General features: G+C 61.4%; 10 protein-coding genes. 5 read left to right on the top strand and 5 right to left on the bottom strand.

Translation table 11 applies throughout. The features are described from left to right. Positions 1 to 43 precede the first annotated feature (43 nt). The 4 genes from FJ970_RS31420 to FJ970_RS31405 are packed head-to-tail and all read right to left on the bottom strand — an operon-like array spanning position 44 to position 4,122. A complete protein-coding gene (locus FJ970_RS31420) occupies positions 44 to 841 on the bottom strand; it encodes an ABC transporter permease (RefSeq protein ID WP_227792347.1) in 798 nt (265 codons plus the stop codon). Positions 842 to 887: 46 nt separating this feature from the next. Further along, positions 888 to 1,775 (bottom strand): ABC transporter permease, encoded by an 888-nt coding sequence (locus FJ970_RS31415; protein WP_140763075.1) that lies wholly within the window; start codon positions 1,773 to 1,775, stop codon positions 888 to 890. Positions 1,776 to 1,777: 2 nt separating this feature from the next. After that, positions 1,778 to 2,923: an ABC transporter ATP-binding protein gene (locus FJ970_RS31410; RefSeq protein WP_227792318.1), complete on the bottom strand. Its 1,146-nt coding sequence runs from the start codon at positions 2,921 to 2,923 to the stop codon at positions 1,778 to 1,780. Between the two features lie 53 nt (positions 2,924 to 2,976). Further along, positions 2,977 to 4,122: an extracellular solute-binding protein gene (locus FJ970_RS31405; RefSeq protein ID WP_140758319.1), complete on the bottom strand. Its 1,146-nt coding sequence runs from the start codon at positions 4,120 to 4,122 to the stop codon at positions 2,977 to 2,979. A 226-nt stretch (positions 4,123 to 4,348) separates the two neighbouring features. Here FJ970_RS31405 and FJ970_RS31400 point away from each other — a divergent pair, with 226 nt between their 5' ends. From FJ970_RS31400 to FJ970_RS31380, 5 genes are all read left to right on the top strand, one after another. After that, complete coding sequence (locus FJ970_RS31400) at positions 4,349 to 5,077, top strand: GntR family transcriptional regulator (protein WP_140758320.1); 729 nt, start codon at positions 4,349 to 4,351, stop codon at positions 5,075 to 5,077. A gap of 99 nt (positions 5,078 to 5,176) precedes the next feature. Beyond that, on the top strand, positions 5,177 to 6,544 hold the full coding sequence (locus FJ970_RS31395) for an aspartate aminotransferase family protein (protein WP_140758448.1): 1,368 nt from the start codon (positions 5,177 to 5,179) through the stop codon (positions 6,542 to 6,544). Further along, on the top strand, positions 6,544 to 8,286 hold the full coding sequence (locus tag FJ970_RS31390; protein WP_140758321.1) for an acetolactate synthase catalytic subunit: 1,743 nt from the start codon (positions 6,544 to 6,546) through the stop codon (positions 8,284 to 8,286). The genes FJ970_RS31395 and FJ970_RS31390 overlap by 1 nt, the downstream gene beginning before the upstream one ends. After that, the gene (gene fabG / locus FJ970_RS31385) at positions 8,286 to 9,065 is read left to right on the top strand and encodes a 3-oxoacyl-ACP reductase FabG (protein WP_140758322.1); all 780 of its coding nucleotides are present in this window, start codon (positions 8,286 to 8,288) and stop codon (positions 9,063 to 9,065) included. The genes FJ970_RS31390 and fabG overlap by 1 nt, the downstream gene beginning before the upstream one ends. 43 nt (positions 9,066 to 9,108) lie before the next feature. Further along, positions 9,109 to 10,524: an amidohydrolase family protein gene (locus FJ970_RS31380; protein WP_181178506.1), complete on the top strand. Its 1,416-nt coding sequence runs from the start codon at positions 9,109 to 9,111 to the stop codon at positions 10,522 to 10,524. Between the two features lie 8 nt (positions 10,525 to 10,532). Here the strand turns inward: FJ970_RS31380 and FJ970_RS31375 are convergent, their stop codons facing one another. Next, complete coding sequence (locus tag FJ970_RS31375) at positions 10,533 to 11,927, bottom strand: amidohydrolase family protein (RefSeq protein WP_140758324.1); 1,395 nt, start codon at positions 11,925 to 11,927, stop codon at positions 10,533 to 10,535. Positions 11,928 to 11,937: the final 10 nt, after the last annotated feature.

The raw sequence follows: 11,937 nt of genomic DNA, 5'->3' as shown, positions 1-11,937 counted from the left end.
GTCTCACACTTCGGGCGCGACGGCGCAATTGACGCCCGGTGCTTCAGCCTAGGCGGCCGTTCCCGCTGCGCTGTCGCGCGATCTCGATCGTGCTCATGAGGACGAGCGAGACGAGGGTGAGAACGGTGGAAACCGCCGCGATGACCGGCGTCAGATTGAAATCGATGTCTTCGAACATCTTGCGCGTGATGGTCTTGCCCTCGATCCCCGAAATGAAAAAGGCGACAGTTGCCTCATCGAAAGAGGCGAGGAAGGCGAAGACGGCACCCGCGGCGACGCCGGGCCGTATATTCGGCAGCACGACATGAAGGAACGCCTGCAGTCGCGTGGCGCCGCAATTGAGCGCCGCCAGCTCGAGGTTCTGGTCAAAGCGCTGGAGGGCAGCGCTGACCGTGATCACCACATAGGGCACCGCGAGCATCGAATGGGCAATGACGAACCCGTAGAAACTGCCGGTCAGACCAAGCGGGGCGAAGACTAGATAGAGCGCCACGGCTATGACGATGTGGGGAACAATCAGCGGAGCCAGGGTGAACGCCTGCAGGATCTCCTTGCCAGGCAGCCGGCCCCGGACCAAAGCGACGGCAGCAAGCGTTCCGATGACCGTGGCTGACATTGTTGTCGCGACCGCAATGCGAACGCTGAACCAGGTAGCCGCCATCCAGTCCGGATCGCTGAAATACGCCTCGTACCACTTGAAGGTGAGCCCCCGTGGCGGGAACTCAATGTAGGGTGAGGTGCCGACAGACATCGGGATGACGATGAGCGTCGGCAGCAGAAGGAAGAACAGGACCAGCCCGATCGCCAGCGCGGCAAGAAATGCTGCCGCACTGTTGACGATATGGCCTTTTTCTCGAACGGCACGTTCAGCAAGAACCAGGTCAGCGCTAGCCAAGTTTGAACCCCTTGTTGAAGGCCAGTGTGCGTCGGAAGACGACGACCAGAAAAAGTGTGGCGGCGAGCAGAACGGCGGCCAGCGCTCCTGCGAACGGCCAGTCAAGAAGTTCCGTCGTCTGCTGGCCAATCAAAGTAGCCATCATGAGCGTGCTTGGCCCGCCAACGAGCGCTGGCGTTATGTAGAACCCGAGCGACAAAATGAAGGTGATGAGCACTCCTGCGGTGACTCCGGGAAGGCTCAGCGGCAGCGTCACGCGAACGAAGGCCTGGAGGCTGCCGGCGCCGAGATTGCGCGCCGCCCTTACAAGGTCGTCGGGAATGTTGCGGACCACCGAATAGATCGGCAAGATCATGAAGGGCAGCAGCACCTGCGTCATCGCCGCGATCACGGCGCCTTGTGTATAGAGGAGCCGCAAAGGCGTCTCTGTCAGCCCTGTCTCGATCAGTGCGTTATTCACGACCCCGTTGCGCTGGAGGAGCATTATCCAGGCATAGGAGCGAACGAGAACGCTCGTCCACAACGGGATGAGAACGCAAGCGGCGATCAGTATTGCCGCGCGCCCTGGAACGCGCGCCATCGCCAGAGCCACGGGATAACCGAGCAGCAAGGCGAGAGCGGTAACGACGAAGGCGATCTCGAACGTCCGCCACAGGACAAGCAGGAAAAGCGGCTCCTGCAGGATGCGCGCGTAATTCGCAAACGTCGCTTCCGGTACGAAGATACTGCCCCAAAAGAGCTTTCCGACCGGATAGAGGAAACCCCCGACGAGAAGCAGGACAAGTGGACTGACGAGAAGCAGCGACAGCACCGGCCCATATTCCCTCGCCGAAGTTGGGCGGCTCCCAAGTGAACCCTCCGCGGACGGTTTGGCGTGCATCGTCACTGCCTCCGATCAGGAAAGACCTGCACTGCCTGGCTTGGTATGGTCAGGCCGACGCGCTCGCCTTCTTGCGGATACGCCATGCCATGATCCGTGCCGGCCTGGACATGGATGAGCTCGCCTCCGGCAAGCCGCACCAAAAACGTCCGGAATGAGCCGACAAATATCACGGCTTCAACGACGCCGTTGAGCGGCGGCCTATCGCTGTCTCCCGGACGCAAGATTCGTATCTGCTCCGGGCGCACGGCCAGACGCATTTTGTCGCCTGGCCGGGGCGGCGAGGGCAGGGTGGGCGGGCATTCTTTCAGGTGAATGAAGCCGCTTTGGCCAAGGCCGAACTCAAGACCGGTTCCGTTGCAGCTGTGACAAACAGCTTCCAGGAAGTTCGTCTTACCGACGAAATCCGCCACAAATGGCGTGGCGGGGTTGTCATAGAGCGCGATCGGTGAACCGATCTGCTCCAGCGAGCCGTTGCGCATCACTGCGATACGGTCCGACATGGTGAGCGCCTCCTCCTGATCGTGAGTCACATAGATGACGGTCACACCCAACCGCCGCTGCAGGTGCTTTATTTCGATTTGCATCTGCTCACGCAGCTTCTTGTCGAGCGCGCCCAGCGGCTCATCCATGAGAAGTACGGGCGGCTCGAACACCAAAGCGCGCGCCACCGCAACGCGCTGTTGTTGGCCACCCGACAACTCGCTCGGCAAACGTTTGCCAAAGTCTTGAAGTTGCACCAGCGCGAGGGCGTCGGCGACGCGACGCGCTATCTCGGCTTTCACAACTTTGCGCATGCGCAGCGGAAAGGCGACGTTATCGGCGACCGTCATGTGGGGAAATAGCGCGTATCGCTGGAACACCATGCCGATATTGCGCCGGTTCGGCGCAACATAGGTCACGTCCCGATCGCCAATCCGGATCGCGCCCTCAGTTGGCATCTCGAAGCCGGCAATCATCATAAGGAGTGTCGTCTTGCCGGACCCAGATGGTCCCAGCAGCGAGAGGAACTCGCCGGAACAAACCTCGATGCCCAGCCCCTTTACGGCGCGAACCGCGCCGTACCGCTTGCCTAGCCCCCGAACTGAAACACTTGCTCCATCCACTGCTCGGCTACCTCCAAAAAGTCCAAAGTTCAGGGACAACATCTCAGGATCGCCAAGCCCGAAGGTTCCGGCAGTCCTGGCATTCAGAAATCAGTTCAGCTCGCGATCCACGTGCTCCAGCGCTGCAAGACCTTCTCGCGGTTTGCGGCAAGCCATCCGCGGTCGACACGAACGATGTTTGACCAGTTGGCTGGCTCCAGCACGCTTGAAAGCTTGGCGTCCGCTGGCAGGAAATCGAGGGCTCCGCGCTGCGCCGTCGAGCCGAAAGACTCCGCCGCGAATTCGGCATGCGCCTTCGGTCGCGTGTAGATGAAATCGAGCAGCGCAAGCGCGGCGTTTGGATGCTGAGCCGCTCTGGTCACGGCCCAAAACGCCGCGTCCAGAGGCGCACCGTTCCAGCTGATGCCGAGCGGAATTCCCTCGCTGCGCAGCCGGAAAGCGCGGCCCGAAAACAGCATAGCCATCGCCACTTCGCGCGTGCGAAAGATCTGCTGGCTCTGGTCGCCACTCTTCCACCATACAGTGACGTGCGGCTTGATCTCGTCCAGCTTGCGAAAGGCGCGATTGATGTCCAGCGGGAACAGCGCATCTCGGCTCACGCCATCCGCCTCAAGCGCCGCAATCAATGACCACCACGGATTGCCGATGTTCGGCAACGCCCTCGGTCCAGGGAAGGCCTTCACATCCCAAAAATCCGCCCAGCTTGCCGGCTGTGCCTGGCCTTCGGGAAAGCTGCGTTTGTCGAAAGCAAGGACGCCGCCTCCGATATCAAACATCACGCCCTCACGCAGACACGAACCGTCGACACCCTGGCTGACAACGTCTGGCAAGTCGGCGCAATCACCAAGGTCGCGAAGCAGGTTCGTGACGTCTGGGGCGAGCGAGTCGACCGAAAGGGTAATGACGTCCCATTCGACCTTTCCAACCGATGCCATCGCCTTTAGCTTGGCGAGCTTCTCGCCATAGCCGCCGCCGGTGGCGACCACCTCTATGCCCGTGGCTTCCGTGAACGGTAGATAGAAGTGTTTCTTGACAAGATCCCCATAGGCGCCGGTGCCGCCGGCCACCACCACCTGTCGCTCGCCAGCCTGGCGTGCGCGTTCGACGAGTTCATCCACAGGGGCAGCCATGACAAGCTCGGGCAATGTCAGGCCAACGCTCGCGGCCGCCACCGCCTCAGCGGCCAGGCTAAGCATTTTGCGCCTGTCTATCGGCGCCCCCTCGATTTGCAATTTGCCCATTTGTCCATCCTCCCGTTGCTGCGTGCCTGAATATGTCGTCCTTTTTAAAATATGAAATTTGGTGTAACAAACGGTTCATACATCTGTCAAGCCGCCGAAACCCTCGTTGTCGCCCTCTGGCGCAGGGCACGCCCCAAGACTAGGGTTTAGCCGCGATTTCACAGCGAATCGGGCGGGGGCTCATCAGCTTCCCGATCGCACGCATGACAGGATGGATGGTTCACCGATGTTTGCTGCGCCAAAAAAAGGCAAGGAAACGCTTCTGGGCGATCTTGCGCCGATTGATCGGCACAGCAGCCTTGGCGAGAGCGCCTACGCGACTTTGAAAGACTCGCTCATTCGAGGAGCGATGCAGCCAGGCACCAAGCTTACGCTTCGTTCGGTCGCCCAAGTCCTCGGGGTCAGCACCACCCCGGCGCGTGATGCAATCACCAGACTGATCGGCGAAGGAGGGCTCATCAACGCCGGCCCTAAAACCGTCATCGTGCCTTATCTGAGCCTTCCAGACCTCGACGAGATCACGGCAATTCGCCTTTCCCTGGAGGGCCTGGCGGCCGAGCAGGCCTCCAACCACGTGACCGAGGCGGAGATCCATGAATTGGAAAACCTACAGGAGCGCATCAATCGTGGTCTGGACGAGGGGCGATACACTGAAGTTCTCGATGCCAATAAGGATTTTCACTTCCTGATCTATCGCCGCTCCGGCATGCGTCGGCTCGTTACCATCATTGAATCGTTATGGCTTCGCATGGGGCCGGCGTTCAACGGCCTCTATCCGGAGTTCGCGCAGTCGCGCACCGGCGTTTCCAACCATTTGTGGGCTTTGCGAGGATTGCATGACCGCGATCCCGCGGCGGTGCGAGCGGCAATCGAAAACGACATCCGCAGCGGCTACCGGCGCTTATCCTCGCAACTCGCTGCTGTCGGGGAGCAGGATGGAGGATCGATCTCCTAATTTTTTTGTTGCATCAAATTTCAAAATCTGTTTTTCCTCACCCCATGTTCCTAAGGTCGCATTGTTCGATGCCGCGACCGCTCATGGAGGCGAGGTGTGATCCCTGTTCCGGCCAGTTCACAAACGACGCAAGCAGCCGCGTTCCCACCTGGACCGCTTTCACATGCGTTGTTTGAACGCGCTCATGCCGTCTTCCCGGATGGCACGACACGCGTCACCATCGAACGGGATCCGGTGCCCCGCTACATTGCCCGCGCAGAGGGAGCCTATCTGACCGATGTCGACGGAAGACGCTTCCTTGACCTCAATCTGAACTTCACCACGCTCATTCACGGGCATGGTTTTGAACCGGTGCGCGCAGCCGTCGAAAGCCAAATGAGGAACGGCACCTGCTTTGCCAACCCTACGGAGGCGGAAGTCGAGCTCGCCTCCCTATTATGCACCCGCGTGCCTCGGCTCGAGCGCATCCGCTTCGTCAATACAGGCACGGAAGCCGTCATGTTCGCCATCAAGGCAGCCCGCGCGTTCACCGGACGATCCCGGATCGCCAAGATCGAAGGCGCCTATCACGGTGCCTATGATTGGGTGGAGGTCGCTCAGGCAAGCGTGCCGGATAACTGGGGACCCCCAGATCGCCCGGCGGCGACGCCTTATTACCGCGGCATGCCGGCTTCGGTGCTCGACGATGTGGTGGTGCTTCGGTTCAACGATCCAGCTGGAGCGCGTCAGTTGCTGTCCCGGCACGGCAGTGACATCGCCGCCGTGCTGATCGATCCGATGCCGAGCCGTGCCGGGCTGATCGCTCCCGCACCGGAATTCGTTTCCGCGCTCCAGGAAATGGCACGCGAGCACGGGATTCTCATTATCAGCGATGAGGTCCTCAATTTTCGTCAGGACTATCGCGGCGCAGCGGCGCGCTATGGCCTTCAGCCGGACCTGTTCGCCTTGGGTAAGATTATCGGAGGCGGCTTCCCGATTGGAGCGATTGGTGGTCTGGGCGACGTCATGAGCGTGTTCGACGGCAGCCGCGGCCGCCCGTTGCTTCCGCAAGGGGGGACATTTTCCGCGAACCCGATCTCGATGGTGGCTGGCCACGCCGCGATGGAGGCCCTCGATCAGATTGCCTTCGCCCGGCTTGAACGGTTGGGTGACGGACTGCGCAGCCGTTTGGTGGACGCCATTGCACGGGCAAATGCGCCGCTTAGCATTACCGGGGCGGCTTCGCTCTTCCGCCTTCACCCGAAGCCGACGCCTCCGCGCGAATTCCGGGAAGCGCATTTGAGCCCTGCCGAAGCCAAGGTCATGAAAGAGATGTCGCGATTTTTCGCGGCAAACGGCATCGTTCTGCCAGTTGGCGCGGCGGCCTGTCTTTCGACGTCCATGGGCGAAGCGGAGGTCGATGCGATCGCCGACGCCCTTGAAACATTCCTTGCCGAAAATTCCGCGCTCCTTGAGGAGATATCGTAATGTCCACGCCTTGTGCCGAAACCGTCGCCATGCGTATCGCCAAGGCCTTAAAACGCCACGGCGTTGAGCTCATTTTCGCGCAAAGTCTTCCGTCGGCGGTCATCCTCGCGGCCGAGGCGGTTGGCATTCGCCAGATCGCCTACCGCCAAGAGAATATGGGCGGCGCAATGGCCGATGGATATGCCCGACGATCCGGCCGCATTTCCGTGGTTGCAGCCCAGAACGGCCCGGCGGCTACGTTGCTGGTTCCGCCACTCGCCGAAGCGCTGAAGGCAAGCGTGCCAATCGTGGCGCTCGTCCAGGAGGTGGAGCGCCCCTATCTCGATCGCAACGCTTTTCAGGAACTCGATCACATAGCCCTGTTCCAGGCCTGTGCCAAATGGGTCAGGCGCATCATTACTGCGGACCGCGTGGATGACTATGTCGATGCCGCCTTCGCAGCGGCGGGCAGTGGTCGGCCTGGTCCAGCAGTGTTGTTGCTGCCCGCGGATTTGTTGCGGGAGATTGCGCCCGAAACTGGGCATCCGCGCCTGGCGGCGCTCGGCTCATGGCCAATCGACAGATCGCGCCCAGGCGATGCAGCCATTTCTGCGGCAGTGGAACTGCTGGCAGGGGCGCGCCAGCCTGTCGTCATGGCCGGCGGCGGGGCCCTGACGACCGGTGCTCCGCAGGCGCTTGCTCGCCTGCAGGACTTGGCACACTTGCCCGTGATGACGACCCCCATGGGCAAGGGGGCCGTGGATGAAACCCACCCACTTTCGCTGGGCGTGCTTGGCCCGCTCAACGGGCCAGGATCATTGGGGCGCCATTCGAGACGGTTTCTAGAAGAGGCGGATGTGATCCTGCTTGTCGGGACGCGCACCAATCAGAACGGAACTGACAGCTGGCGCTCGATTCCCCGCTCCGCCCGCATCATTCATTTGGATGTCGATCCAGTCGAGATCGGTCGTAACTACGAGGCGCTCCGTCTCGTCGGCGATGCGGCGGAGACGCTGGTAGCCCTGTCGGAGATGCTCAATTGCCGTGACCTTTCGCATCGCCTGGCGGGACGCGATCAACTGGAGGGAAAAATCGCGCAAGTGCGTGCTGCGTTTGAAGCAGATCGCGGCGCGATTTTGGCGCGCAACGCTGCGCTGCTTCGCCCTGAGCGCATCATGATGGAGCTCCAGAGCTGCCTTACGCCCCAGACGACGGTGGTGGCGGATGCCAGCTATTCTTCGATGTGGGTGGTCGGCCAACTCACCGCCTTGAAAGCCGGTCAGCGGTTCCTCACGCCGCGTGGCCTCGCCGGTCTTGGCTGGGGGCTGCCCATGGCCATTGGCGCAAAACTCGCTGACTTCGACGCGCCCGTTATCGCCTTGGTCGGCGATGGCGGATTTGCCCACTCCTGGGCGGAGCTTGAAACAATGGTACGCCTTGGCATCGACCTCACTGTCATCGTCCTTAACAACGGCGTCCTCGGCTATCAGAAGGATGCCGAAACCGTGAAATTTGGCCAATACACCAGCGCTTGCCACTTCGCACCGGTCGACCATGCCGCGATTGCCAGCGCATGTGGCTGCAACGCCATAAAAGTCGAGCATCATGAGGACATTCTCCCCGCGCTTCGACGCGCACTTTCTGAAGACGGACCCTGGTTGATCGACATCGTCACGGACCCCGATGCCCATCCGCCGTTGTCTCTCTTTGACGGAACGCTCGACCGGTCTCAACCGTCTCGCTCTCTCATGGAGGAGGTCTGATGGTGGAGCTCGGCGACGAGATACCGGTTGCTGTCATCACCGGCGCCTCAAGCGGCATAGGCTTTGCAAGCGCCGATGCCCTCCTGCGGGCCGGCTACCGTGTGGCCTTCTTCAGTCAGCAGCCGGAACGCGTTGCGACATCCACCCGCGCCTTGGCCGGTTCTTATGGGAACGAGCGCGTACGATCCGCGGTTGTCGATCTACGCGATCCGGAGGCTGTGCGTGGATTCTTCACAGATCTCAAAGCGGATTGGCCGGGGCCGGCGGTCCTCGTCTGCAATGCCGGATACTCCCCGAAACGCAATGGCGGGCGCGTTCCCATCGAGGAAATCGACCTCGCTGAATGGCACGAAGTCTTGGCGATCAATCTGACCGGTGCGCTGGTTTGCTGCCAATGCGTGCTGCCTACCATGGCCGAGCGTCGATACGGGCGCATCGTCTTCATCGGTTCGCTCGCCGGTCGAACGATGCCGCGGATCGCCGGCGCCGCCTACACGGCATCCAAAAGCGGCCTTGTCGGCCTGGCGCGCTCTATCGTGAGCGAATACTCGCAATTTGGCATCACGGCCAACACGATTACGCCCGGTCGCATCGTCACCGATATGGCGGGTCCCACGGAGTCGCCCATCAACAAGGAATCGCTGGCGCGCATACCCATTGGCCGTCTAGGTCGGCCAGAGGACGTTGCTCGCGCCGTCGCGTTCCTAGTGGCGCCGGACGCCGACTTCGTGAATGGCGCGGTGCTCGACCTCAACGGCGGTGAATTCACGCCGCCGTAAGTCCTTTAGGCGCCTTCGACACAACCTATCTCGGAACCGTATCATGCCTATCTCAACCACCACCTTCAAAGAACCGTCCGAGTCAGGGCAACCACAACGCTGTGATCTCATTGTCCACAATGCCACGATCCTCACGATCGATGCGCATGATCGCGTTGTTGCCCACGGCGCGTTTGCCGTGCGAGACGGGCGCATTGCCGCGCTTGGCGCCCGAGAGCGGATATTCGCCCGCTACACCTCGGATACGCTGTTCGACGCGAACGGTGGGGTGGTCCATCCCGGCTTCATCGACGCCCATGTCCATATCTCTCAATACTCGGCGCGCAGCGTGCTGCCCTTGATGGAGGGGACCTCCGTTACCATGGGGCACTGGAAAGGCGAGCTGACGCCGGAAGATGAGTATGCGAGCGCACGTCTCGCCACTCTCGACTACCTGAAATGCGGGTACACCGGTTTTGTCGATCCCGGCACCATCTTTTCGCCGGACGCGGTCGCGGCTGTCGCGGACGAAGCTGGCATTCGCATCTGGCTCACCGATCCCTATGTCGCTGACGGTGCCGAGGCGCTGGCCGAAAATCTGCCTGAACTGGTCAGCCCGAATTTTCTTGCGCGCTGGCCAAGAACTCAGGACGAAGCGCTGAAGAGACTGGGGTCGCAGCTTTTTCGAAACAGAGATCCGGATAGCCTGGTAAAGGCTTTTGTGGGTCTCTACGGCGAGGCGACCGACTCGCCAGAACTCTACAAAGCCGCATTCGACCTAGCCCAGGGTCATGGTGTGCGGCTGCAAGAGCATCTTGGATACCTTCCCGCCTTTCAGCGCAAGCGGGAGCTAATGCTGAGGCGGCCGCTGCTGAAATGGTTCGAGGAACGCGGCTTCCTGGCTCCGCATGTAACTTTTGTCCACATGAACCTGGTTCGCGAAGACGAGGTTTCCCTTCTCTCCAAGCATGGGGTGCGCGTTGTCTGGTGCCCATGGGGCCAGTTGCAGATGCTCGGGCAACCCGATGCACAGGCGCGCATGGTTGAACTGCAGCGGTCGGGCGTGGCCGTCGGCATTGCAAGCGACATCCCCCGGGTCGCGGATTTCGACGCGCTCGGAACGCTGGCGATGTCCGCGGCCGCGGCTTCTGGACGGCCGGCAACGCCACGTGAAATCCTGCGGATGCGCACCCACGGTGCCGCTGCAACTGTCGGCGCCGAGGGAGATCTGGGCAGCCTTGAGCTCGGCAAGCGCGCCGATTTCGTCGTCCGGTGCCCCACCACGTCCGTCAATTTCGGCTTCGATCCAGCGCTTGAAATGGCTGTGATAGGCGGTCGCGACACGGTCGAAGCCGTGTTCGTCGGCGGCCGCCAAGTCGTTGACCGCGGGCAGGTCGCCAATCTGGACGCGGGCGCCATTGTCGCCGACGCGCATCGATCGGCACGATCGCTCGCTTCCCGAATTGGCGTTCGCGCCTGAGGCGCTCGTTAGGCAAGGCCAATGCGGGCGGCAAGTCCGCGCACCGAATCCCGGGCGCGAGAAATCACGGCATGATCGTCGGCGCGCAGGACCTCGCCCTGGCTTACGACGCATTCGCCGTTGACGAAAACGAACTCGATACTGTTGGCATCGGCAATGACCGCGAATTCCAGGGCGTAATCGCGCCCTAGATTTTCGGAGACGTCTGGCCTGCGGACCACGAAATCGGCGCGCTTTCCGACTTCGAGGCTGCCGAGCTCCGAGGCGGCGCCTACCGTGGCCGCGGATCCACTCGTGCGCATGCGCAGGATTTCGCGGCCCGACGCAGCCAGGCCCGTTGCCGCGGCAGTGACCGCGGCCAATGATCCGAGGCCGCTGAAATGGACAGCGCGAGGAATGTCGCTGGCGATGCCGACCTTTACGCCTGCGCGGTGCAATTCCACCATCCGGCCTTCGGCGCCGCCTCGGCCGAGCATTTGAAGTTGCCCGTAAGGGCACCATACGATGCCGACCTCATGCGCCGCCAGGATCGGGACGTCGCCGCCGTGGACAGCGTTCATGTGCACAAAGGTGACATGGCCGTTGAGAAGGCCCTCTTCGGACATGTGCTGCATCATGCTTACCCCAAATGCGGATTCCCGCTGACGGTATGGGAGGGGCGAGTAGCCCAGATGCTCCTGCATCTGCACGCCGTGCTGGCGGGCGAGGTCGAAGGCGGCGCGAAACAGCTCTTCAGAATCCGTGCCTTCGCCATAAAGACCGATAAAGGCCCTCACGAGACTGTTCCGCTCTTTGTTCCGAAAAAGTTGAGAGCCCAGGCGGCGAAAGGCTTCCTCCTGATTTTTCGGCCAGCGGGCAAGAAACGAATCGCTGACAAGTTCCGGAAAGTGCTTCTTGAGCTCCACGCCGGCGTCAGCGACATAAGGGTCGGTCAGCCATATGCGAATACCGAATTCTTCCGCCACCGACGCGACTGCGTCCGGCGAGAAGATCGTCCCTGGGTCGACGAAACCGGTGTAACCGCTCTTGAGGTAGTCCATGGCTGCCAGGGCTGCGCTGGCGTGCTCATCTTCTGGCGTAAGCGCGCTCTTCCAGTCACCCATCGTCACGCCGGTTCCCTCCATGCAGGAGAGAACGCTGCGAGAAGTGTACTGGGAAATATGAACGTGAGCGTCGATGAATCCTGGATGGACAATACCGCCGCCGGCATCGAGGAACTGCCGGGGATTGTACCTGGCGAGGATGTCGTGAGCGGCGCCGACGGCAGCAATCGCGCCGTCACGAACCGCGATGGCGCCGTTCGCGATAACCCGGTCCGCTTCATCGACCGTCAGAAGCACTGCGTTGTGAACAACGAGATCGCAAACCTGCTTCTCACCGATGTCCGTGGTGACCATGTTCATGAGTTCTCTC

It is taken from the genome of Mesorhizobium sp. B2-1-8, from assembly GCF_006442545.2.
In the GTDB taxonomy this organism is placed as follows: domain Bacteria; phylum Pseudomonadota; class Alphaproteobacteria; order Rhizobiales; family Rhizobiaceae; genus Mesorhizobium.
This window is presented reverse-complemented; position numbering and strand designations above follow the sequence as displayed.